The sequence below is a fragment of the Pseudomonas sp. 20P_3.2_Bac5 genome, from assembly GCF_025466035.1.
In the GTDB taxonomy this organism is placed as follows: Bacteria; Pseudomonadota; Gammaproteobacteria; order Pseudomonadales; family Pseudomonadaceae; genus Aquipseudomonas.
In genome coordinates, this window is record NZ_JANLOA010000061.1 from 108,661 (window position 1) to 132,843 (window position 24,183).

Genomic DNA, 24,183 nt, shown 5'->3' on the forward strand with positions numbered 1-24,183 from the left:
GAGGACCCGCCATGAGCTACCAGCACATCCTGTTTTCCATTGAAGCCGGGGTCGCCACCCTGAGCCTCAACCGCCCCGAGCAACTGAACAGCTTCAATACGCTTATGCACCAGGAAGTGCGTGACGCCCTGAAGACCGTGCAGAACAACAGCGACGTCCGCGTCCTGCTGCTGACCGCCGAAGGCCGCGGCTTCTGTGCCGGGCAAGACCTCAGCGACCGCAACGTCGCCCCCGGCGCGGAAATGCCCGATCTCGGCCTGTCCATCGAGCGCTTCTACAACCCGCTGATCCGCACCCTGCGCGAACTGCCGATCCCGGTGATCTGCGCGGTCAACGGCGTCGCCGCGGGCGCCGGGGCCAACATCCCGCTGGCCTGCGACCTGGTCCTGGCCGCGCGCTCGGCGAGCTTTATTCAAGCGTTCTGCAAGATCGGCCTGATTCCCGACTCCGCCGGCACCTGGGCGTTGCCACGGCTGGTCGGCATGGCCCGGGCCAAGGCACTGACCCTGCTCGGCGAACGCCTGAGCGCCGAGCAGGCGCTGGAATGGGGGCTGATCTACCGCGTGGTCGATGACACCGAATTGCGCGACCAGGCCATCGCCCTCGCCCGCCAGCTCGCCACCCAGCCAACCTATGGCCTCGGCCTGATCAAGCGCAGCCTGCACGCCAGCCTGGACAACAGCTTTGAACAGCAACTGACCCTCGAACGCGACCTGCAGCGCCTGGCCGGACGCAGCGAGGACTACCGCGAAGGCGTCGCCGCCTTCATGGAAAAACGCACGCCGCAGTTCAAGGGGTACTGAGTCGATGAGCGCACTCAACAGCAACGTGCCCGTCGCGGTGATCGGCGCCGGCGCCATGGGCGCCGGTATCGCCCAGGTGGCCGCCAGCGCCGGGCACCGGGTCTGGCTCTACGACAACCGCCCCGGCGCCGCCGCCCAAGCCATCGACGGCATCGCCCGGCAACTGGCGAAGCGGGTCGATAACGGCAAACTGGCGGCCAGCGCCCGCGACGCCTGCCTTGCCGCGCTGGTGCCGGCGGACAGCCTGGAACGCCTGGCCGATGCCGGGCTGGTGATCGAAGCCATCGTCGAAAATCTGGAGGTCAAGCAGGCGCTGCTGCACCAACTGGAATCGCTCTGCGCCCCTGACTGCATCCTCGCCAGCAACACCTCGTCGATCTCCATCACCCGTCTCGGCGCCGGCATGCGCCGGCCCGAGCGCCTGGTCGGCATGCACTTCTTCAACCCGGCGCCGGTCATGGCCCTGGTGGAAGTGATCAAGGGCCTGGCCACCGATCCGAACGTTGCCGCGCGCGTGCTCGCCACCGCCCTGGCCTGGGGCAAGCAACCGGTGCTGGCGCGCTCCACGCCCGGCTTCATCGTCAACCGCGTGGCCCGGCCGTTCTATGCCGAAAGCCTGCGCCTGCTGCAGGAAGGCGCCGCCGACTGCGCCAGCCTCGACGCCCTGCTGCGCGAGGCCGGTGGCTTTGCCATGGGCGCCTTCGAACTGACCGACCTGATTGGCCACGACGTCAATTACGCGGTGACCTGCTCGGTGTTCGACGCCTATTACCAGGACATGCGCTTCCAGCCCTCGCAGATCCAGAAAGAACTGGTGGACGCCGGTCACTTCGGGCGCAAGAGCGGCCGCGGTTTCTATGACTACCGCGAAGGCGCCGTGCGCCCGTCCGCCGCCAGCCTCATCAGCCCGGCGAAAACGCCGGCCGTGATCGTCGAAGGCGACGCCGGACTGCTGCAGCCGTTGCTGGAGCGCCTGAGCGAACACGGCGTGAGCATCAGCCGCCGCGCCGGACGCGGGCTGCTGCGGGTCGGCGACGCCACCCTGGCCCTGAGCGACGGCCGCCTCGCCAGCCAGCGCGCCGCCGATGACGGCCTGACCGAACTGGTATTGCTGGACCTGGCCCTGGATTACCGGCGCTGCACCCGGGTGGGCATCAGTTGGGCCAATGGCACCTCGACCCACGCCGTGGACCAGGTCGCCGCGCTGCTGAACGCCGCCGGCATCGCCGTCACCCCGCTGCGCGACAGCCCGGCGCTGTGCGTGCTGCGCACCGTCGCCATGCTCGCCAACGAGGCCGCCGACGCCCTGCTGCAAGGCGTGGCCTCGGCGGCGGACATCGACCTGGCGATGCGCGCCGGGGTCAATTACCCCCGCGGCCCGCTGGCCTGGGCCGACCAGCTCGGCGCCGACACCCTGGTGAGCGTGCTCGACCACCTGCAAGCCGCCTATGGCGAAGAACGCTATCGCCCCTCCCTGCAACTGCGTCGGCAACGGGCCGAAGGAGCACGCTTTCATGAATGACCGTCTGGATCTGGCCAGCCGCTGCGCCCAGGCCCTGTTCGACCGCGACGCCGCCAGCCAGGGCCTGGGCATGCGCCTGCTCGCCAGCGGCCCGGGCACCGCGCGGGTCGGCATGAGCGTGCGCGCCGACATGTTGCAGGGTCACGGCACCTGTCACGGCGGCTTCCTCTTCACCCTCGCCGACTCGGCGTTCGCCTTCGCCTGCAACAGCCACAACGACGCCACGGTGGCCCAGGGTTGCAGCATTGAGTACATCGCCCCGGCGTTTCTCGACGACACCCTGACCGCCGACTGCACTGAACTGAGCCGCGGCAAACGCACCGGCACTTATGACGTCCGCATCGAGAACCAGCACGGCAAATTGATCGCGCTGTTTCGCGGCAAGTCCTACCAGGTACGCGGCAGCGTACTCGAACCGGAGACCCTGACATGAATGACGCCCTGATCATCGACGCCGTGCGCACCCCCATCGGGCGCTATGCCGGCGCCCTGAGCGGCGTGCGCGCCGACGACCTCGGCGCGGTGCCGCTGCGCGCCCTGATGCAACGCCATCCGCAGGTGGACTGGAGCCAGGTGGACGATGTGTTCTACGGCTGCGCCAACCAGGCCGGCGAAGACAACCGCAACGTCGCGCGCATGTCGTCGCTGCTGGCCGGCCTGCCGATCAGCGTACCCGGCGTCACGCTCAATCGCCTCTGCGCCTCCGGCCTGGAAGCGGTCGGCGCCGCCGCGCGGGCGATCCGCTGCAACGAAGCCGGGCTGGTGCTGGCCGGCGGCGTCGAATCGATGTCCCGCGCGCCGCTGGTGATGGGCAAGGCTGAACAGGCGTTCTCGCGCCAGGCGGAACTGTTCGACACCACCATCGGCTGGCGCTTCGTCAATCCGCTGATGCAGCAACAGTACGGCATCGACAGCATGCCGGAGACCGCCGAAAACGTCGCCGCGCAGTTCAACATCAGCCGCGCCGACCAGGACGCCTTCGCCCTGCGCAGCCAGCAGCGCGCCGCAGCCGCCCAGGCCAGCGGCCGCCTCGGGCTGGAAATCGTGCCGGTGCCGGTCCCGCAGCGCAAAGGCCCGGCGAAACTGGTGGAACAGGACGAGCACCCGCGCGCCGACACCACCCTGGAACAGTTGCAACGCCTCGGCACGCCGTTCCGCGAAGGCGGCAGCATCACCGCCGGCAATGCGTCGGGCGTGAATGACGGGGCCTGCGCCGTGCTCCTCGCCAGCCGCGAAGTAGCCCGCCGCTACGGCCTGAAGGCCCGGGGCCGGGTGGTGGCGATGGCCAGCGCCGGGGTCGAACCGCGAATCATGGGCATCGGCCCGGTGCCGGCGACCCACAAGGTACTGGAACTGGCCGGCCTGGCGCTGGCCGACATGGACGTGATCGAACTCAACGAGGCCTTCGCCGCCCAGGGCCTGGCGGTCCTGCGGGAACTCGGCGTGGCCGACGACGATCCGCGGGTCAACCCCAACGGCGGCGCCATTGCCCTGGGTCACCCGCTGGGCATGAGCGGCGCACGGCTGGTCACCACCGCCCTCACCGAACTGGAGCAACGCCATGGCCGCTATGCCCTGTGCACCTTGTGCATCGGCGTCGGCCAAGGCCTGGCGATGATTATCGAACGCCTCGACGACTGAACACTGAACGCTCCATGGCGCCGGGTTATGCTTGGCGCCATGCACTCGGGCCGACGTGCCGGCCGCAGACAACAACAACATTAGAGTGAACCCATGAACATGCAGCTTTCCCCCGCCCCCGTGCTTGACCCGATGGAAACCGCCAGCGTCGACGAACTGCGCGCCCACCAGTTGCAGCGCCTGCGCTGGAGCCTGGAGCACGCTTACCAGAATGTGCCGATGTACCGGCAGCGCTTCGACGAACTGGGCGTTCACCCTTCCGACCTGAAGAGCCTCGATGACCTCGCGCGCTTCCCGTTCACGGTGAAGAACGACCTGCGCGACAACTACCCGTTCGGCATGTTCGCCGTGCCGCAGCACGACATCGTCCGCCTGCACGCGTCCAGCGGCACCACCGGCAAGCCGACGGTGGTCGGCTACACCCAGAAGGACATCGACAATTGGGCCGACCTGGTGGCCCGCTCGATCCGCGCCGCGGGCGGGCGCAAGGGCGACAAGGTGCATGTCTCCTACGGTTACGGCCTGTTCACCGGCGGCCTCGGCGCCCACTACGGCGCTGAACGCCTGGGCTGCACGGTGATTCCGATGTCCGGCGGGCAGACCGAGAAACAGGTGCAACTGATCCGCGACTTCCAGCCCGACATCATCATGGTCACGCCGTCGTACATGCTCAACCTGGCCGACGAGATCGAACGCCAGGGCATCGACCCGCACAAGCTGGCATTGCGCCTGGGCATCTTCGGCGCCGAGCCGTGGACGCCGGAACTGCGCGCATCGATCGAGGCGCGCCTGGGCATCACCGCCCTGGATATCTACGGTCTTTCGGAAATCATGGGGCCGGGTGTCGCCATGGAATGCGCCGAAAGCCGTGACGGGCCGACCGTCTGGGAAGACCACTTCTACCCCGAGATCATCGACCCGGTGACCGGCGAAGTGCTGCCGGACGGCGAGTTGGGCGAGCTGGTGTTCACCACCCTGAGCAAGGAAGCGCTGCCGATGGTGCGCTACCGCACCCGCGACCTGACCCGCCTGCTGCCGGGCACCGCGCGGCCGATGCGACGCATCGACAAAATCACCGGGCGCAGCGACGACATGCTGATCATCCGCGGGGTCAACGTGTTCCCGACCCAGGTCGAGGAACAGGTGCTCAAGGTCAAACAGCTTTCGGAGTGCTACGAGATCCACCTGTATCGCAACGGCAACCTGGACAGCATCGACATCCATGTCGAACTGCGCGGCGAGCACCAGCACCTGGGCGAGGCGCAGCAGAAAGAGGTGTGTTCGGAACTGAGCCGGCATATCAAGACCCATATCGGCATCAGCTCGCGGATCGTGTTGCAGCCGGCGTACTCGATCAAACGCTCGGAAGGCAAGGCGTGTCATGTGTATGACAAGCGCAAGCAGGCGGGTTGAGGGCTGAGTCCGTCTTTCGGGCCTCATCGCCGGCAAGCCGGCTCCCACGGGGATCGGCATGCGCCGGACCTTGTGGGCGCTGGCTTGCCAGCGATGAGGCCCTCACCTCAGCTTCTGCCCACCAGACTGACGATCACGGCAAACAACTCCTCCCGCGCCTGCCCGTGCTCAATCTCTCCGGCCACCGCCGCCCCGGACAAAGCATCCGCCGCGCCCAGCATTCCCCATAACCCCGCGGTAGAAAGCGCCCCGGCAAAAGGCCCGAGCACCGCCCGGCATTTGCCGAGAAACTCAAGCTGACACTCGCGCTTCAACCGCGCCAGTTCCGGCGAACCTTCCAGCGCTGCCAACACCCCGGGAATCTCCCGCCCTTCGGCCAGCACGCAGTCGACGTAACTGTCGGCGATCGCCCGCGCCTTACCCGCCAGGCTGGCTTCACCCGCCGCCATGGCCGCGTCGATCAACAGGTTCTGCCGCGTTTCGAAATCCCGGTAGAGCGCGGTCAACAAACCTTCCCGCGTACCGAAATGGTCGTACACCGTCGGTTTGGTGATGCCCGCCGCCTCGGCCAGCCGGCCCAGGCTCAGGGCATCGGTGCCCTCTGCGGCGATCAGTTGCCGGGAAACGTCCAGCAACTGCTCCAGGCGCTGCTCGCGGGTCAGGCGCTTGCGGGTGTCGCTCATGCATCAACTCCTGTGACTGAACAGCTCACGACCAATACGCCGCGCGGTGTCGAAATGCCCCTCGGGGAAATGCTCATCCATCTGGGTCAAAAGCGTCGAGGATGCCACCCGCGCACCACAATAGCCAAAGATCCCGTGTTCGATCTGGGTGTGCATCGCCACCGCGTAGCCGTGCTTGTCGTAGGTGCGCGGGCCGGCGCCGGCGATGGCGACCAAGTGCACCGGCAGGCGCTGCAACAGCCCCTGCTCGGCCTGATCGTAGGCCCAGCCGCTGGTGAACACCCGGTCGATCCAGCCTTTGAGCAGCGCCGGGAACGACCACCAATACACCGGGTACACCAACACCAGCGCATCGGCGCGGTCAATCCGCGCCTGCTCGGCGAGGACGTCCGCGGGCACCGCCGCCTGGTTGCGGAACAGGGCAACGTCTTCGGGGTTGTAGCGCGGGTCAAAGCCTTCGGCGCTGATGTCGGCGAGTTCGAAGGCGTGGTGTTCGGCGACGCCACGCGCCAGTTCGGCGGCGACGCGATGGGTCAGGGAACCGGTGTCGGGATGCGCAACGACGATCAAGGCGTGCATGGGTTTCTCCGGGTTGTTGAGATGAAATATCGACATACCAAAGGTAGGTTACTTTTAGTACATAAAGCAACCCGGACTCCGTTCGTCATCAACGCTGCGATCCGATACAAAAAACAATTACGACACCATTTTTTCTGTTTGATATTTGGTTTTGTATCACTTATAACTGTCTCACGCCCCGAAGCCCCCACGACAAAAAGGCGGGAGACCCCTCATGTACGCACAATTGGTCGAAACCGGCGTCAAGCGCCTGAAGACCCTCGAAGAGATGTCCGAGCAGGAACGCGCCTTCCAGGAACGGATCGACGCCGAGATCAAGATCGAAGCCAAGAACTGGATGCCGGACGCCTATCGCCAGACGCTGATCCGGCAGATTTCCCAACACGCCCACTCCGAAATCGTCGGCATGCTGCCGGAAGGCAACTGGGTCACCCGTGCCCCCAGCCTCAAGCGCAAGCTGCAACTGATGGCGAAGATTCAGGACGAAGCCGGCCACGGTTTGTACCTGTACAGCGCGATGGAAACCCTGGGCGCTGATCGCGATACAGAAATCGACAAGATGCACAGCGGAAAAGCCAAGTATTCGAGCATTTTCAACTACCCGACCCTGAGCTGGGCCGATATCGGTGCGGTGGGCTGGCTGGTGGATGGCGCCGCCATCGTCAATCAGGTGGTGCTCCAGCGCACCAGCTACGGCCCCTACTCGCGGGCGATGATCCGCATCTGCAAGGAAGAGAGTTTCCACCAGCGCCAGGGCTATGAACTGCTGCTGACCATGATGCGCGAGGGCACCCAGGCGCAGAAGGACATGGTCCAGGACGCGATCAACCGCCTCTGGTGGCCGTCGCTGATGATGTTCGGCCCCAGCGACGAGCACTCGCCCAACAGCGCCCAGTCCATGGCCTGGAAAATCAAGCGCCAGAGCAACGACGAACTGCGCCAGCGCTTCGTCGACCAGACTGTGCCGCAACTGGAGCTGCTCGGCTGCACCGCCCCGGACCCGGACCTGAAGTGGAACGCCGAGCGCGGCCACTACGATTTCGGCGAGATCCAGTGGGACGAATTCTACGAAGTGCTCAAGGGCAACGGCCCGTGCAACCAGGAGCGCGTCGCCACCCGCCGCCAGGCCATCGAAGACGGTGCCTGGGTCCGCGCGGCCGCGGTCGCCCACGCCCGCAAAAAACACAACAAGAACGCCGCCTGACCGCCGCCTGACAGGAGAACCCCGCCATGTCCGAATGGACCCTTTTCGAAGTCTTCGTGCGCAGCAAGCACGGCCTCAATCACAAGCATGTCGGCAGCGTGCACGCCGCCGACGCGGTAATGGCCATCGAGAACGCCCGCGAGCTGTATACCCGGCGCAATGAAGGCGTGAGCCTGTGGGTGGTGCCGTCGGCGCTGATCACCGCCTCGTCGCCGGACGAGAAAGACCCGCTGTTCGCCCCGTCCGAAGACAAGATCTACCGCCACGCCAGCTTCTACGAGCTGCCGGCCGAAGTGGGGCACATGTGATGAACCAGGACCTGATCCAGTACCTGCTGCGCCTGGGCGACAGCGCCATGGTCCAGGCCCAGCGCCTGTGCCAGTGGTGCGGCCGCGCCCCGGCGCTGGAAGAAGAACTGGCGCTGATGAACGTCGGCCTCGATCTGGTCGGCCAGGCGCGCAACTGGCTGGAATACGCCGCCGAGCTGGCCGATGACGGCCGCGACGCCGATCACCTGGTGTTCCGCCGCGACGAACGCGCCTACCGCAACCTGCTGCTGGTGGAGCAACCCAACGGCGACTACGCGGTGACCATCCTCAAGCAGTTCTTCTACGACGCCTGGCATTACGCGGTGCTTCAAGGCCTGTGCCGCTCCAGCGACGAGCGTGTGCAGGGCGTCGCCGCCAAGGCGCTGAAAGAAGTCACCTATCACCTGCGCCGCTCCGGCGAGTGGGTCGAGCGGCTGGGCGACGGCACTGAGGAAAGCCGCCAGCGCATGCTCACCGCCCTGCCCCAGGTCTGGCGCTTCACCGTCGAGCTGGTGGAGGCCGATGCCGTCGAGCAGCGCCTGTTCCAGGCCGGCGTGATCGGCAATCCCGAGCAGGTCGCGCTGGACTGGCAGCGGCAGGTCGAAGCCACCTTCGAGCGCGCCAGCCTGCCGGTGCCGCAGCCGGCCAGCCACTTCTACCTCAGCGGTCGCCAGGGCGTGCACAGCGAGCACCTCGGCTTGCTGCTGGCGGAAATGCAATTCCTGCCGCGAGCCTATCCCGATGCGACCTGGTGAGCTGATCGCCAGCGACCGCGGCGCCCGCGCGCCCCGGGCCGACGACCTGCACCAGGCCTGGACGGTGCTGGAACAGGTCATGGACCCGGAAGTGCCGGTGGTCAGCGTGGTCGAGCTGGGCATCGTCCGCGACCTCGACTGGGCCGAAGGTCACCTGCGCGTGACCGTGACCCCGACCTACTCCGGCTGCCCGGCCACCGAGGTGATCGAGCAAGACATCCGCGACGCGCTGGAGCAGGCCGGTTTCGCCGCGCCGCGGCTGAGCCGGCAACTGAGCCCGGCCTGGACCACCGACTGGATCAGCGCCAGCGGCCGCGAACGCCTGCGCGCCTACGGCATCGCCGCGCCGGTCGGCAGTAGCAGCAAGCGCAGCCTGCTGGGCGAGCCCGACGTGATCGCCTGCCCGCAGTGCGGCAGCGTGCACACCGAACTGCTCAGCCAGTTCGGCTCCACCGCCTGCAAGGCGTTGTACCGCTGCTGCGACTGCCGCGAGCCCTTCGACTACTTCAAGTGCATCTAGGCGCGGCCAAGCGCGCCTGATGGAGAATTCCATGAGCCAGTTCCATAGCCTGACCGTCAAGCAAGTCCGCAGCGAAACCCGCGACGCCGTGTCGATCCTGTTCGACGTGCCGCACGACCTTCGCGAAACCTTCCGCTTCACCCAGGGCCAGTACCTGGTGCTGCGCACCCGGCTGGACGACGAAGAAGTGCGCCGTTCCTACTCGATCTGCACCGGCATCAACGACGACGAATTGCGCGTGGCGGTGAAGAAAGTCACCGGCGGGCGTTTCTCCGCCTTCGCCAACGAAGCCCTGGCGGCCGGTGACGTGCTGGAGGTGATGCCGCCGTCCGGCAGCTTCCACGTCGCCCTCGATCCGGCGCGCCACGGCCATTACCTCGCCGTGGCGGCGGGCAGCGGCATCACGCCGATCCTGTCCATCGTCAAGAGCACCCTGGAGGCCGAGCCGAACAGCCGCGTCACCCTGCTCTACGGCAACCGCGCCAGCGGCGGCGCGCTGTTTCGCGAACAGCTCGAAGACCTGAAAAACCGTTACCTGCAGCGCCTCAACCTGATCTTCGTGTTCAGCCGCGAGCAGCAGGACATCGACCTCTACAACGGCCGCATCGACGCCGGCAAATGCGAGCAACTGTTCAGCCGCTGGCTCGACGTGCCCAACCTCGACGCCGCGTTCATCTGCGGCCCGCAGGAAATGACCGAGACCGTGCGCGATGCGCTGAAGGCCAAGGGCATGGCGGCCGAGCGCATCCACTTCGAACTGTTCGCCACTGCCGGCAACAGCGAACGCCGCCAGGCCCGCGAAGCGGCGCGGCAGGTGGATGCGGCAGTGAGCCAGATCACCGTGATCAGCGATGGCCGCGCCCTCTCCTTCGACCTGCCGCGCAACACCCAGAGCGTGCTGGAAGCCGGCAACGCCATTGGCGCGGAACTGCCGTGGTCGTGCAAGGCGGGCGTGTGCTCCACCTGCAAGTGCAAGGTCATCGAAGGCGAAGTGGAAATGGACAGCAACCATGCCCTCGAAGACTACGAAGTGGCGGCCGGCTATGTGCTGTCGTGCCAGAGCTACCCGGTGAGCGAGCGCGTGGTGCTCGACTTCGATCAGCTCTGACTATCGCGAGCAAGCTCGCTCCTACACGCCCGAACGCAAATCCAGTAGGAGCGAGCTTGCTCGCGATAGGCCCCAAAACCAGGCAACACCGTTTCACCGGAAATACCCAGGGTCCGCTACCCATCGCGGGTAAACCCGCTCCCACAACACAACTACAACAAGATCAAGAGAGCGCCCACCCATGACTCCCAGTCATATCGAATCCATCAGCAATCACCCCGACTTCCAGCAACTGGTCCGGCGCAAGCGCCGGCTCAACGGCACGCTGACCGCCGCCATGCTGGTGATCTACTACGGCTTCGTCCTGCTCGTGGCCTTTTCCCCCAGCACCCTGGGCCAGTCCCTCAGTGGCGGCGTGACCACGGTGGGCATGCTGGTGGGCGTGTTGATCGTGCTGTTGTCCTTCGCCCTCACCGGTATCTACGTGTACCGCGCCAACAACGTCCTCGATCCGCTCAACGACAAGGTCAAGCAGGAGTGCGCGCAATGAACTGGACCGCCATCGGCATGTTCCTGCTGTTCGTCGTCTTCACCCTCGGCGTGACCCGCTGGGCCGCCCTGCGCACGCGCTCGGCCAGTGATTTCTACACCGCCGGCGGCGGCCTGACCGGGATGCAGAACGGTCTGGCGATCGCCGGCGACATGATCAGCGCCGCGTCCTTCCTCGGCATCTCGGCGATGATGTTCCTCAACGGCTACGACGGCCTGCTCTACGCCCTCGGCGTGCTCGCCGGCTGGCCGATCATCCTGTTCCTGATCGCCGAACGCCTGCGCAACCTGGGCAAATACACCTTCGCCGACGTGGTCTCCTACCGCCTGGCGCAAACGCCGGTGCGCCTGACCTCGGCCTTCGGCACCCTGACCGTGGCACTGCTGTACCTGGTGGCGCAAATGGTTGGCGCCGGCAAGCTGATCGAGTTGCTGTTCGGCATCAGCTACCTCTACGCGGTGATGCTGGTGGGCGTGCTGATGGTGTTCTACGTGACCTTCGGCGGCATGCTCGCCACCACCTGGGTGCAGATCATCAAGGCGGTGATGCTGCTGTCCGGCACCACCTTCATGGCGTTCATGGTGCTCAAGCATTTCGGTTTCAGCACCGAGGCGATGTTCGCCAGCGCCACCGCCGTGCACGCCAAGGGCGCGGCGATCATGGCCCCGGGCGGCTTGCTGTCGAACCCGGTGGACGCCATTTCCCTGGCCGTGGGCATGATGTTCGGCACCGCCGGCCTGCCGCACATCCTGATGCGCTTCTTCACCGTCAGTAACGCCAAGGAAGCGCGCAAGTCGGTGTTCTACGCCACCGGCTTCATCGGCTACTTCTACCTGCTGCTGATCGTCATCGGCTTCGGCGCCATCGTCATGGTCGGTACTGAACCGTCCTACCGCGACGCCAGCGGCGCAATCATCGGCGGCGGCAACATGATCGCCGTGCACCTGGCGCAGGCCGTGGGCGGCAACCTGTTCCTCGGTTTCATCTCGGCAGTGGCCTTCGCCACCATCCTCGCGGTGGTCGCCGGCCTGGCGCTGTCCGGCGCTTCGGCGGTGTCCCACGACCTCTACGCCTGCGTGATCCGCAAGGGCAAGGCCACTGAACAGGAAGAGATCCGCGTCTCCCGCGTCGCCACCCTGGTGATCGGCGTGCTGGCGATCATCCTCGGGCTGATGTTCGAATCGCAGAACATCGCCTTCCTGTCCGGGCTGGTGCTGGCGATCGCGGCGTCGGTCAACTTCCCGGTGCTGTTCCTCTCGATGTTCTGGAAGGGCCTGACCACCCGTGGCGCGGTCGCCGGCAGCATGGCGGGCTTGCTCTCCGCCGTGATCCTGCTGGTGTTGAGCCCGGTGGTGTGGGTCAACGTGCTGCATCACGACAAGGCGCTGTTCCCCTACAGCAACCCGGCGCTGTTCTCCATGAGCGCGGCCTTCCTCAGTGCCTGGGTGTTCTCGGTCACCGACCGCTCGGCCCAGGCCAGCGAGGAACGCGGGCGCTACCTGGCGCAGTTCATCCGCTCCATGACCGGTATCGGCGCCGCTGGCGCCAGCAAACACTAATTCACAAGAAAACGACTCGGGAATAACAACAATGAACCCTGTTCGCCTTCTGGCAGGACTCACCCTGCCCCTCGCCTGCGCCCCGGCCATGGCCGGCTTCGTCGAGGACAGCCACGCAAAAATCGAGCTGCGCAACCACTACATCAATCGCGATTTCCGCCAGGACAACGCGCCGCAAGCCAAGGCCGAGGAATGGGCCCAGGGCTTCACCGCCAAGCTGGAATCGGGCTTCACCGACGGCACGCTGGGCTTCGGTGTCGATGCCATGGGCCAACTGGGCATCAAGCTCGATTCCAGCCGCGACCGCCGCGGCACCGGCCTGCTGCCTTACGGTCGCAACAGCCTGGAGCCGGCGGACGATTACAGCGAGCTGGCCCTGACCGCCAAGGTGCGCCTGTCGAAAAGCGTGCTGCGCCTCGGCACCCTGCAACCGCTGTTGCCGGTGGTGACCTACAACGACACCCGCCTGCTCGCCTCGACCTTCAAGGGCGGCCTGCTGACCAGCCAGGAACTCGACGGCCTGACCCTCAACGGCGGTCGCCTGACCAAGGCCAACCTGCGCGACTCGTCGAGCAATGACGACATCGGCTACGGCGCCGCCAGCAGCGACCACTTCGACTTCGGCGGCGGCACCTACGCCTTCAACCCGCAACTGGCGGTGACCTACTACTACGCCAAGCTGGAGGAGATCTACCGCCAGCAGTTCGTCGGCCTGGTGCACACCCAGCCGCTGGGCGAAGGCCTGAGCCTGCGCAGCGACCTGCGTTATTTCGACAGCCGCGGCGACGGTGCCGAACGCGCCGGCCGCATCGATAACCGCAACTTCAACGGCATGTTCACCCTGGCGGTGGGCGCGCACAAATTCAGCGGCACCTTCCAGCAGATGTCCGGCGACAGTGCCTTCCCGTTCCTCAACGGCGGCGACCCGTACACCGTCAACCTGGTCACCTTCAACACCTTCACCCGCGCCGGGCTGGACTCCTGGCAGGCGCGCTACGACTACGACTTCGCCGCCCTCGGCGTCCCCGGACTGACCTTCATGACCCGCTACACCGATGGCCGCCACGCCAAGGCGGCGGGCATCGACAACGGCCGCGAGCGCGAACGCGATACCGACCTCGCCTACGTCATCCAGAGCGGTCCGCTGAAGAACGTCAGCCTGCGTTGGCGCAACGTCACCTTCCGTTCCGGCAACGGCCTGACCAATGCCCTGGACGAGAACCGCCTGATCGTCGGCTACACCCTGGCGCTGTGGTAACAGCGCCGTCTTGAAAGAATCGGAGAACACACCATGCCTGCTGCCCCTACCTTGCAAAGCTTCATCGCCGGCCGCTGGATCGGCGAGCACGGCGCGCAATCCCTGCGCAGCGCCCTGGACGGCCACGTCCTGGCCCATGCCCACGAGGAGCGCCCGGACTTCGCCGAAGCCGTCGAACACGCCCGCCGGCGCGGTCGCGCGGCACTGATGAGCCTGGATTTCCAGCAACGCGCCCAGCGCCTCAAGGCCCTGGCGTTGTACCTGGCCGAGCGCAAGGAACAGCTCTACGCCCTGTCCCACCACAGCGGCGCGACCCGCGCCGATAGCTGGATCGACATCGAAGGCGGCAACGCCACGCTGTTCTCCTATGCCGGCATCGGCGCCCGCGAACTGCCGTCGGGCAACCTCGTGCATGAAGGCCCGGCAATCCCGCTGGGCAAACAGGGGCGCTTCGCCGGCAGCCACATCCTGGTGCCGCGCACCGGCGTCGCGGTGCACATCAACGCCTTCAACTTCCCGATCTGGGGGATGCTGGAGAAGTTCGCGCCGACCTTCCTCGCCGGCATGCCGTGCATCATCAAACCGGCCACCGCCACCAGCTACCTGACCGAAGCCGTGGTGCGCCTGATGGATGAATCCGGCCTGCTGCCGCAAGGCGCCCTGCAACTGGTGATCGGCAGCACCGGCGACCTGCTCGACCGCCTCGACGGCCAGGACGTGGTGACCTTCACCGGCTCGGCCGACACCGCGGCGAAGCTGCGCGTCAACCCCAACCTGATCCGCCACTCGGTGCCCTTCACCGCCGAGGCCGATTCGCTGAACTGCGCCATCCTCGGCCCGGATGTCACGCCGGACAGCGAGGAATTCGACCTCTACATCAAGGAGGTGGTGCGCGAGATGACCACCAAGGCCGGGCAGAAATGCACGGCCATCCGCCGCGCCATCGTCCCGGCCAAGCAGCTGGATGCCGTGGCCACGCGCCTGCGCGAGCGCCTGAGCAAGGTGGTGGTGGGTGATCCGTCGGTAGAGGGCGTGCGCATGGGCGCTCTGGCGTCCCATGATCAGCAGGCCGACGTTGGCGAGCGGGTAGAACAACTGCTGCAAAGCTGCGACCTGCTGTTCGGCGCCCGTGACGGTTTCGAACCGCGCGGCGAAGGCGTCGCCAACGGTGCGTTCTTCGCCCCGACCCTGCTGCTGGCCCGGGATGCCCACGCCGAAGGCGGCGCCCACGATATCGAGGCGTTCGGCCCGGTCAGCACCCTGATGACCTACAACGACCTCGACGAAGCCCTCGACCTCGCCGCGCGCGGCAAAGGCAGCCTGGTGGCGAGCCTGGTCACCGCCGACCGTGCCGTGGCGGCCAAGGCCATTCCGGTGGCGGCGGCCTGGCATGGCCGGCTGCTGGTGCTGGACCGCGAAGCCGCCACTGAATCCACCGGCCACGGCTCGCCCTTGCCGCAACTCAAGCACGGCGGCCCCGGCCGCGCCGGTGGCGGCGAAGAGCTGGGCGGCCTGCGGGCGGTCAAGCACTACCTGCAACGCGCCGCGATACAGGGCTCGCCGAGCATGCTGATGGCGGTGACCGGCGAATACGTGCGCGGTGCCGAGGTGATCGAAACCGACGTGCACCCGTTCCGCCGCCACTTCGAAGACCTGCGCATCGGCGAGTCGCTGCTGACCCACCGGCGCACCGTCACCGAGGCTGACCTGGTGAACTTCGGCTGCCTGTCGGGCGACCATTTCTACATGCACTTCGACGAAATCGCCGCCCGCGAATCGCAGTTCGGCAAGCGCATCGCCCACGGCTACTTCGTGCTGTCGGCCGCGGCGGGCCTGTTCGTCAGCCCCGCGCCCGGCCCGGTGCTGGCCAACTACGGCCTGGACAACCTGCGCTTCATCAACCCGGTGGGCATCGGCGACACCATCCAGGCGCGCCTGACCTGCAAGCGCAAGATCGACCAGGGCAAGAAGAGCCCGCAGGGCATCCCGCAAGGGGTGGTGGCGTGGGATGTGGAAGTGACCAACCAGTTGGGTGAGCTGGTGGCGAGTTACGACATTCTGACGTTGGTGGTGAAACGCGAAGGTTGAGCAAACCAGGGGCCGCTGTGCGGCCCCTTCGCAGCGACAGCTAGTAGTAAAACCCGAGCTTGCGGCGCACGGCCTTCCAATAGCCATGCGGAGGAATCGTTCCCCGGCAGAAATTGCCGACGATTCTGTCGTAGTGAAAACCACGGGCGTGAACCGCGTTGAGCAGATCACTCAAACGCATGTCCCCCAGCGGCCGGATGATATCGATGTCCAGCCTTTGGGCAATACTTATCAGGTCACTCCGGGGCGTATGAGACAGCCCCAAGCCGTCGATCCCGAACTGGCTCAAAACATAGTCTTCAATATCCGGTGCACCGCGCGGGTACGAGTACTTGCTAGGACCCGCCCGCATACGCCAACTGGTCCCCGTGTCGACGGCCTGCGTCCCCACCCCCGAACGGAAGTGGATTTCGGCAGGCACTGGCGGGAGCGACCGGCCCTTGATCGGATACCCGTGTGAATCGATCATCAGGGTCTTTGATCCCTGCCCTCCCACGTACATTTCATAGGTCGAATTCACCACGCCGCCTTTGTAATGTCCTGCTACCCCATCAAGCATTATCTGCGACCTGTGCTGGCCTCCTCGGACTGGACCCGCAAGGCTGAGCGCATCAGCCCTGTGAACAGCGCCGGGCGGACTCCTGAAGGCAGCGCTTGCCCTGTTGCCCGACCTGCCTATCACACCCGGCGCATTGCCGAATGCGGCCGCGATCCCACCACCGGCATCCATTGCCCCCATCGCCATCCCGACGTACCCGAAAATTTTCGACAACTCGGGATCGCTGTCCTTGAGCAGCGTCGAGGCGATATCGAACGCGGCCGTTACGGCCGCAAGCCCGGTCAGCCCGATGGCGAGGGCAAGCGATCCTCCTGCCGTGAACGGCGCCGCGAGCACCCCCAGCACACTCGTCGCAATGTTGAATTCGGCGCTGTACATCCACGGGGCGGTCTCCAGGCGGCTGAACTGGGCGACCCGCTGATGACCCTGCGGATCACAGTAATTCACCGGGTCGCCGTTGCAGAAAACATAGGCCGCCGGGCCGCCCTCGCCGAACGGGCTCCAGTCATCAGGCGCCTGGAAACGCTGAAGAAGCGGGTCATAGAGGCGGTAGCCATTACCAAGGTGGTACAGCCCAAGCGCATTCTGCGGCTCACCTTTGAACCCCAGCCAAGTGAACGACTCACGGCTGGACTTGCGCTCGCCATAAGGGGTGTAGGCCTGGTAAGTGATCGTCTTGAGCTTCAGGTTGAAGCTGGCGAATACCGTCCCGGCGGCGTCGCGAAGTTCGAAGGTGTCGAAGCAAAGGCCTTGGGCGGGATTGACCCTACTGGCGGCCCTGACTTCCTGCATCCAGCAACCGGGGCTGTCGTTTTGCAACACCAACATCCGCCGCCCGCTGTGGTCGCGATTGAAGTTGACGAGATTTTGTTCGGTGCAGGCATAAATGCGATCGCCGCGATAATGATAATAATCGCGTCCATCCCCACGGACTCGGCCAAGGTCGTCGTACAGGAAGGCTTGCTCCATATCCTGATTGAGGCCATTGCGAGGCATCGGCTCTTCAGGGCTTTCTTCACAGGCGTAGCGCTTGACCTGGCCGTTGTCGTGGTAAGTGATTTCACGGCAGAAGCGATTGGTCACCCGGCCCCTGTCATCGTTTTGCATGCCATGCCCGTCAACGCTCAGCAGCACCCCGGGTTTCAGCGGGTCGTAGCGATAAGTCGTGGTACTCGTTTCGAGCGTGTCAGGGCGCTGCTTGTGCTCGGTCAAATAGTAATCGTCCTGACGCGACACTACGTTGCCGAACGCGTCGTAGCTGAAAACCTGCTTGACGTAACGCCTGTCATTACCCGTGTCTACCCCCTCACCCGTGCACGACCACGATGCCAGGCGCTTGAGTTCGTCATATTCATACTGATCGCTGCGCTGTTCCTTCTTGTTGATTGACAGGCTGCTTTTCTGCACGCGCCCATCGCCCAGTAAGGTCCGCTCAATCACATGAGGCGCGAAGCCCTCGCAGTCGAATGAGCGACTGATCTCCAGGCCCATCTCGTCGTAGCCGTAGGTCACCGTCATGGTGACGCCCTCGGCCAGGGCCTTGATGGTTTCCTTGGCCAGAAGACCGTTATCGGCGTACACGAACCGCGCCTCGCAACTGTCATTGGTCGACCCCAGCACTCGGCCGCAGGCATCGTACTGGTAGTGAGTCACGCCGCCCGATAACCCTTCGAACGTCAACAGCCTGCCACCCCGGCTGAGCACGGTGCGGGAGGTGTGGATGTAACCACCGAATCCCTGGTCGTAGGTTTCACTGAGTTCCAGGCCCGTGACGTCGCGGGTGCGGGTGAAATGCTTGTCCGCCTGTGGCTGCTTGTCTGCATCACCCTGCGTGGCCCAGCGGCTCGTCCCTGCATAGGTGACCGTTGTCTTGAAGCCGTTGACTGTCCGGCTGGTAATCCGCCCCAGGCCATCGGCTGTCTGGCTACCCAGCAAAACCTCGTCGTCGGCCTCTTTCACAAAACCGGTCGTTGCCACGGGCAAGCGCGACGCATCGGCATAGGTGTTACCGACCTCGACACCGCCGGTGGTGGTGCCGAGCAGGCGGCCAAAGCGATCATAGCGGTACGTGGAAGCAGCGCCGAACGCAGGCGTCATGGTCTCGGCCAGCCCCTGCCAGTTGTAGGCGATCGCCAGGCTGTCCCGCTCGGTCTCCTTTTTATCCGCAGCGACCTTGAGGTATCGGGCCGAGAGCAACTGGCCGGCGTCATTCACGGTGCTTTGAATCTTGAAGTGAGCCTTGCTCGCGTCCCCGAACGTTTCGGTCAGCACGCCAGCGTCCGGTTCGAACCGGCGTTGCACCTCGAAGCCGTTGGAGATCACCGTCTCGCTATTGGCTGTAATCACCATCCGTTGGGACTGGCGGTCGATTTCCTGGTCGCTGGCATCCTTGAGCACCTGGGTGATCGTCGTGCCGCTGTCGGTGTACGCCCACGTGGTGAGCTGGGTGCTGTGCCGTTGATGCTGGCTGTCGTAGTCGTACTCACACCGGCTGGCGCTACGACCCGCCGAGTCATAGCTGTAGCTGTTCATCAACAGCCACAGCGCGCCCTCCTGCTCCCAGTGCTCACGCACGCGGCCCAACTCATCCACCACGGTCCGGATGCCCTGTCCAGTCTCGGTGTCGTGGCGTTCATGGCGCCACAGATTGCCCTTGAGCGGGCTGGAAGCATGCGCCACCTCGCGCAGCACCTTGCCGTCCAGCGTCAGCGTTTCCTTGCTCAGCAGGCCACGCTCGTCATAGCTGAACGTAGTGACGACGCCCCGGGTATCGACTTGCTCAAGCTGCCGCCCGCTCAGCACCGAACGGGTCTGGCTTGTGGTGAGGGTGATTGCATCGGTGGTTTCCACCGTGGTTTTTACCGTCACCTTGCGCGCGTCCTCGGCAGCCAGGCTGTAGTCGAACGCGGAGGTAACCCTGGAGCCTTCGATTTCCTTGCCGTCGCCGCCCAGCAAATAGGTGGCACTGGACTTGAGCAGTCCGAAGCCGGGTTTGCCGGCCTGATTGTGGTAGGCCAGATCCTCGACCTGCATCGCCCCTTGCGGCCACGGCGTGTGCAGCCTGAACCCTCGGGCATTGGCTTTGCTTTGCACCTCCAGACTGGTATTCAGTTCGTCCAGCGACTCCTGCTGTTTCTCCTTCAACTTATTGTCGGTGGCGGCCTTGAGTTCCCTGGCAAACAGGTCCAGCACCGCCTTGGCGGCCTTTCTGGCAACGGCCAACTGCTCTGCCGATACATCCACGTCGTCATACAGTGGCGCGAGCACCGTCAACTTGCGCTTAGGAACAACCGCGTGGGTGCGCCCACCCGGCACCGGCATCGGTTTAAAGGCTTCGTAGCCATAATAGGTCAGGCTCAAGGCATGCTTCTTATCGCCTTTCTTGCGGTACACCAGTTCTGATTCGACATGCGCGGCGAAGTTTTTGACATCGCCCGGATAGTTGATTTCAACGGGAAGTTGAAAGGCGCTTTGGGCATAGTTATTGTCAGAGGTTGACATCGTGACCGTCGAGGTCAGTATCGTCCCCCAGGTGACCCCTCCGTTACCGAATAGCGCAAAACCCCAGCCCACAGGATTCAGGTATTCGAATGGTTTTAAAATAATCCCCAAAAAACTTGTATCTTGCTGAGTTTCGCGACGCTCGGAAACGCTATACGCCTGGTAATTATTGTAGTAAGTCCATTCCGTCACCGTATCGCCTTGAATACGTGTAATCAGGTTGCACCCCGCGTCATATTCCAGGGTCAACTCATCAACAATGGCGCCTCCCTGCGTTTTTATCGTTTTGACAACCGCGCCGCCGCGCACCTCATCTATCTCAACAGTCTGCTCAGTGGTAACAACCACGCCACCGGAGTGCGATGACTCGGAAAAAAAATTGTCTCCGAACGTATAAACACGGGTGGCGACACTATTGTTCTCCGCTGCCTCGGTATTTTCCGCACGCAGGGTGCAAGTAATCGACGTCTTGCCGCACTCATAGGTGTATTGCTCGACCCTGACTGCGCAACCTCCGCCGGATGCAACCGAATGCTGGCTGACTTTGCCGTCGGTGTACGTCAGTGATTCGACGTGACAGCGAGTCTCAAGTCCCTCCTCGTCGCCTTCTTTCTCAGGGACGAGGGTCACCTGGTTTTCCAGCGTAAATGTCGCGAGCCGGCCTTCACTGTCGTTTTCAAGCCGGTAGCGCTGCTTGGCCGATGCGCCTGCGCCATCGACATCGATGCTCAACACCTTACCTGCGCGAGAGAACAGATAGGACGCCTTTTCTTCACTGTCCGGGAACAGCGTCAGGCCTTCGAGTTCGGGGCCCTCGTTTGCTGTCGTCCATGTCGCACGCAGCAAGCATCTTTTTTCATCCTGAATAGAAACCAGCGTTGGCTGTTTTCCCGTGTGGCCCCACGTAAAACTCAACGACCGGCCTGAGGGCAATACATAATGACTTAATAGCAGATTCCCGGAAATTTCAAGGAAGTCACCCTTACCTTCTTCTCCTTCCGGAAATTCATAACTATACAGTTCATTGACGCCATTTTTATGATAAACAGCGACACACTCACTTTTACCTTCTTCGACCGACTCAGGACCTATCACCTGCAGACGTGCGCATAACATAACCGCATCCAGTAGAAAATCAGCGCCAACCTGAACCCCTTCATCACGAAACCTAGCATCGACTGTACGCCCATCATATAACCGCAAGGAAAACTCGCAGTCTGCCCCTGTAGTGCTGTCGCGCGGCCAATAACTCCACAACCTGCTCACCGGGAAAAATTTTAATACGGGGCTACCCAGATCCCAGGAAAGATCAATATCAAACCCTGCCTCCCCCCCCTCATCGGCAAACAGACGCCCTACCGGAATACTCAACACGCCACGGCCGGTTTCAGGATTAATGGAAATAACGTGACTGCGAGGAACTTCCAGCCCCCCACCCGCCAGAGGCTGCTCAGAACTTTCTGATGCAGGATCCGCACCCGCGCCCTTCGGGATAGAGGGAATAACAGCGGCGCCTTTCTTTTTATCGGACATGACGTCTCCCTCGCGTGGTAATAACCACCCGGCTTTAAGCACACCATAAACAAGCATTTACGATGACGTTAGATTCGAAGGCCGTCGGCAACAACTGATAAAAATGACAGGTCGCGATAACCCTTCGAAATAACAGCGCACGGGAATACTTCCAACGTCTCCACACGGCGACGGGCCTGGCTGTCAACACGCCATGCGCGGCAATCAACAGCGGATTGCTGCTGGAGCAGCAGGCATTCCACAACCGCCTGCTGCCCAACTAGCAGCCATCGCCGAAAAATCACGTTTTATTGATGTAAATCAACACCTTATAAAACTGGCACAAACCCTGCTCTATCCCTGCATCTGCAACGCTCGGGGAGAAGCAGCATGTTCCAGATCAATCCAATCACTAAAGGCATCGGCCTCAGTCTGTTGTTGGCCGGCCAGTTCGCTCACGCCGAAGACGACACCACCACCACGTCACTCAAGGCCGTCACGGTCACCGCCCAGCACCGCGAGGAAACCCTCCAGGAAGTGCCGGTGGCGGTTTCCGCGGTCCAGGGCAGCAACATCGTCGCCGACGGCGTTCGCGCCATGGGCGATATCACCACCTTCATTCCCAACGCCTCGGCGAAGAACCCGGATGGCGACGGCCGTCCGCGCTGGTACATCCGCGGCCTGGGCACCGGCGACACCGGCGCCGCCACCGTCTACCCGGTGGGCATCTACGCCGACGACGTCTACCTCAATGCCCCGGTGGCTGGCGGCGGTCCGCTGTTCGACCTGGAACGCATCGAGATCCTGCGCGGCCCGCAAGGCACCCTGTACGGCAAGAACACCACCGCCGGCGCGGTCAATGTGATCTCCAAGAAACCCACCTTCGAGACTGACGGCTACGGCACCATCGGCTTCGGTAGCAAGAATGAGCGCATCCTCAACGGCGCCATCGGCGGCACGCTGGTGGAAGACCGCCTGGCCGGCCGGGTGTCGCTGTACTCCGAGGAGCGCGACGGTTTCACCCACAACCTGACCAACGACCAGACCTACGGCGACGTCAACAAGAAGGCCGTGCGCGTGCAGTTCCTGGCCAAGGTCACCGACGACCTGGAAGCGCTGCTGAAGATCCACAGCCGCGAGTTCAAGGGCGACGGCAGCAGCGGCTCGCTGCCGCTGGGGCGTTATTACAACGTCGGCTACCAGCGCCCCGAAGGCCGGCGCATCGAGTTGAACACCGACGAAGACTACAAACTCGACCACAGCGGCACCTCGCTGACCTTGAACTGGAACCTCGGCGACTACACCCTCACCTCGATCACCGCCTACGACTACCTGCGCAACCAGTCCCTCGCCGACGCCGACTACACTCCCTACGAAGTCAACGGCGCCACCGACAGCGACAACCGCTACGACCAGTACTCGCAAGAGTTCCGCCTGGCCTCGCCGCAGCAGGAAACCCTGCGCTGGATGCTCGGCACCCACTACTTCCACGAAACCCTCGACAGCAGCGCCGTGCGCCGCGTGATCCCCGGCCCGACGCCCAACGGCACCGGCTCCAACCAGACCGGCGGCGCCGTGGGCTTCCGCGACCTGAACTACGACCACCGCACCGACAGCTACGCGCTGTTCGGCAACCTGGCCTACGACTTCACCGACAACCTCACCGTCACCGGCGGCCTGCGCTGGACCACCGAGAAAAAGGACATCGACCTCAACCTGACCCAGTTGACCCGCGCCACTGCCAACGGCCCGCTGATCCCGCTGACCGCCGCCGGCAGCAACGGCAACCAGGAAGAAGAAAAACGCTGGGACGCCTGGACCTACGACCTGACCCCGGAATACCGCATCAACGACAACCTGCGGGTGTTCTTCCGCTACGCCCACGGCTTCCGTTCCGGTGGTTTCAACACCGGCCTGTCCACCAGCCTGGCGCAGTTGACCACGGTGGACCCGGAAGAACTGGACGCCTACGAACTGGGCCTGAAATCGGAGTGGTTCGACCGTCGCCTGACGGTCAACGCCAACGTCTTCTACTACGACTACCAGGACATCCAGGTCAACCTGCTGACCGTGAACAGCGGCATCCTCACCACCGCGCTGACCAACGGCGCCAAGGGCAAGGTCAAGGGCGCGGAACTGGAGATCGAAGGCCAGCCCACCGATCGCCTGCACCTGCGCGCGGCGCTGTCGTTCCTCGACACCGAATACACCGACTTCAAGAACACCAACCCCACCACCGGCGCCGTCACCGCCGACTACAGCGGCAACAGCTTCGTCCGCTCGCCGCGCCACGTGGTCTCGCTGGGCGCCGACTACACCCTGCCGCTGGACATTCCCGGCAAACTCGTGGCCGGTGGCGATGTCAGCTACCGCGACAAGGAATACTTCCTCGCCGACCGCCAGAGCAGCGCCGATGAACCGCTCAACCAGCCGCACTACACCCTGGTCAACAGCCGCCTGACCTGGTTCAGCGCTGACGAAAAACTCAGCGTCACCGGCTTCGTCAACAACCTCACCGACCGCCGCTACCAGGTCCACGGCCGGCCCAACGGCACCGCCGGCCAATACGTCATCACCTACGGCGACCCACGCACCGTCGGCCTCAGCGTCACCAGCAGGTTCTGATCCCGCCCTCGCCGGCGGCCCGCGCCGCCGGCACCTCTTTCGTGTTACAGGAGTA

The 24,183-nt window shown here is 64.3% G+C and carries 17 protein-coding genes and 1 pseudogene; 15 read left to right on the plus strand and 3 right to left on the minus strand.

All coding sequences use genetic code 11. The annotated features are described in order from the left end of the window. Positions 1 to 11: 11 nt before the first annotated feature. The 5 genes from paaG (at position 12) to paaK (ending at position 5,379) form a co-directional block, all read left to right on the plus strand. Complete coding sequence (gene paaG, locus NTD88_RS10290) at positions 12 to 803, plus strand: 2-(1,2-epoxy-1,2-dihydrophenyl)acetyl-CoA isomerase PaaG (RefSeq protein ID WP_262154930.1); 792 nt, start codon at positions 12 to 14, stop codon at positions 801 to 803. A gap of 4 nt (positions 804 to 807) precedes the next feature. Continuing rightward, complete coding sequence (gene paaH, locus NTD88_RS10295; protein ID WP_262154931.1) at positions 808 to 2,325, plus strand: 3-hydroxyacyl-CoA dehydrogenase PaaH; 1,518 nt, start codon at positions 808 to 810, stop codon at positions 2,323 to 2,325. Next, on the plus strand, positions 2,318 to 2,758 hold the full coding sequence (gene paaI, locus NTD88_RS10300) for a hydroxyphenylacetyl-CoA thioesterase PaaI (RefSeq protein ID WP_095155055.1): 441 nt from the start codon (positions 2,318 to 2,320) through the stop codon (positions 2,756 to 2,758). The genes paaH and paaI overlap by 8 nt, the downstream gene beginning before the upstream one ends. Then, a complete protein-coding gene (gene pcaF, locus NTD88_RS10305) occupies positions 2,755 to 3,966 on the plus strand; it encodes a 3-oxoadipyl-CoA thiolase (protein ID WP_262154932.1) in 1,212 nt (403 codons plus the stop codon). The genes paaI and pcaF overlap by 4 nt, the downstream gene beginning before the upstream one ends. Positions 3,967 to 4,059: 93 nt before the next feature. Next, complete coding sequence (paaK, locus tag NTD88_RS10310) at positions 4,060 to 5,379, plus strand: phenylacetate--CoA ligase PaaK (RefSeq protein WP_262154933.1); 1,320 nt, start codon at positions 4,060 to 4,062, stop codon at positions 5,377 to 5,379. Between the two features lie 107 nt (positions 5,380 to 5,486). On the opposite strand, the gene NTD88_RS10315 is transcribed toward paaK, so the two are convergent. After that, on the minus strand, positions 5,487 to 6,062 hold the full coding sequence (locus tag NTD88_RS10315) for a TetR/AcrR family transcriptional regulator (protein ID WP_262154934.1): 576 nt from the start codon (positions 6,060 to 6,062) through the stop codon (positions 5,487 to 5,489). Positions 6,063 to 6,065: 3 nt separating this feature from the next. Next, a complete protein-coding gene (locus NTD88_RS10320) occupies positions 6,066 to 6,641 on the minus strand; it encodes an NAD(P)H-dependent oxidoreductase (protein ID WP_262154935.1) in 576 nt (191 codons plus the stop codon). 214 nt (positions 6,642 to 6,855) lie between these two features. Between NTD88_RS10320 and paaA the strand changes: the two genes are divergently transcribed. The 9 genes and pseudogenes from paaA to paaZ all read left to right on the plus strand — a co-directional run bounded on the left by paaA (position 6,856) and on the right by paaZ (position 15,931). Further along, positions 6,856 to 7,845, plus strand: a complete 990-nt coding sequence (paaA, locus tag NTD88_RS10325) for a 1,2-phenylacetyl-CoA epoxidase subunit PaaA (RefSeq protein ID WP_262129333.1) — start codon at positions 6,856 to 6,858, stop codon at positions 7,843 to 7,845. 26 nt (positions 7,846 to 7,871) lie between these two features. Continuing rightward, entirely contained in the window at positions 7,872 to 8,153 is a 282-nt protein-coding gene (gene paaB / locus NTD88_RS10330) for a 1,2-phenylacetyl-CoA epoxidase subunit PaaB (RefSeq protein ID WP_095155061.1), read from the plus strand. Then, positions 8,153 to 8,908 carry a 1,2-phenylacetyl-CoA epoxidase subunit PaaC gene (gene paaC, locus NTD88_RS10335; RefSeq protein WP_262154936.1) on the plus strand — a complete coding sequence of 252 codons (756 nt, stop codon included), beginning with the start codon at positions 8,153 to 8,155 and terminating at the stop codon, positions 8,906 to 8,908. The genes paaB and paaC overlap by 1 nt, the downstream gene beginning before the upstream one ends. After that, entirely contained in the window at positions 8,895 to 9,428 is a 534-nt protein-coding gene (paaD, locus tag NTD88_RS10340; protein WP_262129331.1) for a 1,2-phenylacetyl-CoA epoxidase subunit PaaD, read from the plus strand. Before paaC ends, paaD begins: the two co-directional genes overlap by 14 nt. Before the next feature lie 31 nt (positions 9,429 to 9,459). Next, complete coding sequence (gene paaE, locus NTD88_RS10345) at positions 9,460 to 10,536, plus strand: 1,2-phenylacetyl-CoA epoxidase subunit PaaE (RefSeq protein WP_262154937.1); 1,077 nt, start codon at positions 9,460 to 9,462, stop codon at positions 10,534 to 10,536. Between the two features lie 181 nt (positions 10,537 to 10,717). Further along, entirely contained in the window at positions 10,718 to 11,026 is a 309-nt protein-coding gene (locus NTD88_RS10350) for a DUF485 domain-containing protein (protein WP_095155065.1), read from the plus strand. Then, a pseudogene (locus NTD88_RS10355) lies at positions 11,017 to 12,585 on the plus strand (cation acetate symporter); the annotation flags it as partial. The gene NTD88_RS10350 and the pseudogene NTD88_RS10355, both read left to right, overlap by 10 nt. 31 nt (positions 12,586 to 12,616) lie before the next feature. Beyond that, a complete protein-coding gene (locus tag NTD88_RS10360; RefSeq protein ID WP_262154938.1) occupies positions 12,617 to 13,843 on the plus strand; it encodes an OprD family porin in 1,227 nt (408 codons plus the stop codon). Positions 13,844 to 13,876: 33 nt separating this feature from the next. After that, the gene (gene paaZ / locus NTD88_RS10365) at positions 13,877 to 15,931 is read left to right on the plus strand and encodes a phenylacetic acid degradation bifunctional protein PaaZ (protein WP_262154939.1); all 2,055 of its coding nucleotides are present in this window, start codon (positions 13,877 to 13,879) and stop codon (positions 15,929 to 15,931) included. A gap of 40 nt (positions 15,932 to 15,971) precedes the next feature. Here the strand turns inward: paaZ and NTD88_RS10370 are convergent, their stop codons facing one another. Then, positions 15,972 to 21,524 (minus strand): RHS repeat-associated core domain-containing protein, encoded by a 5,553-nt coding sequence (locus NTD88_RS10370; RefSeq protein ID WP_262154940.1) that lies wholly within the window; start codon positions 21,522 to 21,524, stop codon positions 15,972 to 15,974. A 369-nt stretch (positions 21,525 to 21,893) separates the two neighbouring features. Here NTD88_RS10370 and NTD88_RS10375 point away from each other — a divergent pair, with 369 nt between their 5' ends. After that, the gene (locus tag NTD88_RS10375; protein ID WP_262129326.1) at positions 21,894 to 24,128 is read left to right on the plus strand and encodes a TonB-dependent receptor; all 2,235 of its coding nucleotides are present in this window, start codon (positions 21,894 to 21,896) and stop codon (positions 24,126 to 24,128) included. Positions 24,129 to 24,183 lie beyond the last annotated feature (55 nt).

Bases quoted from the DNA above. Each gene is read 5' to 3' on its own strand.
- paaG (WP_262154930.1), top strand. From the start codon at position 12: ATGAGCTACCAGCACATCCTGTTTTCCATTGAAGCCGGGGTCGCCACC.
- paaH (WP_262154931.1), top strand. From the start codon at position 808: ATGAGCGCACTCAACAGCAACGTGCCCGTCGCGGTGATCGGCGCCGGC.
- paaI (WP_095155055.1), top strand. From the start codon at position 2,318: ATGAATGACCGTCTGGATCTGGCCAGCCGCTGCGCCCAGGCCCTGTTC.
- pcaF (WP_262154932.1), top strand. From the start codon at position 2,755: ATGAATGACGCCCTGATCATCGACGCCGTGCGCACCCCCATCGGGCGC.
- paaK (WP_262154933.1), top strand. From the start codon at position 4,060: ATGAACATGCAGCTTTCCCCCGCCCCCGTGCTTGACCCGATGGAAACC.
- NTD88_RS10315 (WP_262154934.1), bottom strand. From the start codon at position 6,062: ATGAGCGACACCCGCAAGCGCCTGACCCGCGAGCAGCGCCTGGAGCAG.
- NTD88_RS10320 (WP_262154935.1), bottom strand. From the start codon at position 6,641: ATGCACGCCTTGATCGTCGTTGCGCATCCCGACACCGGTTCCCTGACC.
- paaA (WP_262129333.1), top strand. From the start codon at position 6,856: ATGTACGCACAATTGGTCGAAACCGGCGTCAAGCGCCTGAAGACCCTC.
- paaB (WP_095155061.1), top strand. From the start codon at position 7,872: ATGTCCGAATGGACCCTTTTCGAAGTCTTCGTGCGCAGCAAGCACGGC.
- paaC (WP_262154936.1), top strand. From the start codon at position 8,153: ATGAACCAGGACCTGATCCAGTACCTGCTGCGCCTGGGCGACAGCGCC.
- paaD (WP_262129331.1), top strand. From the start codon at position 8,895: ATGCGACCTGGTGAGCTGATCGCCAGCGACCGCGGCGCCCGCGCGCCC.
- paaE (WP_262154937.1), top strand. From the start codon at position 9,460: ATGAGCCAGTTCCATAGCCTGACCGTCAAGCAAGTCCGCAGCGAAACC.
- NTD88_RS10350 (WP_095155065.1), top strand. From the start codon at position 10,718: ATGACTCCCAGTCATATCGAATCCATCAGCAATCACCCCGACTTCCAG.
- NTD88_RS10360 (WP_262154938.1), top strand. From the start codon at position 12,617: ATGAACCCTGTTCGCCTTCTGGCAGGACTCACCCTGCCCCTCGCCTGC.
- paaZ (WP_262154939.1), top strand. From the start codon at position 13,877: ATGCCTGCTGCCCCTACCTTGCAAAGCTTCATCGCCGGCCGCTGGATC.
- NTD88_RS10370 (WP_262154940.1), bottom strand. From the start codon at position 21,524: ATGTCCGATAAAAAGAAAGGCGCCGCTGTTATTCCCTCTATCCCGAAG.
- NTD88_RS10375 (WP_262129326.1), top strand. From the start codon at position 21,894: ATGTTCCAGATCAATCCAATCACTAAAGGCATCGGCCTCAGTCTGTTG.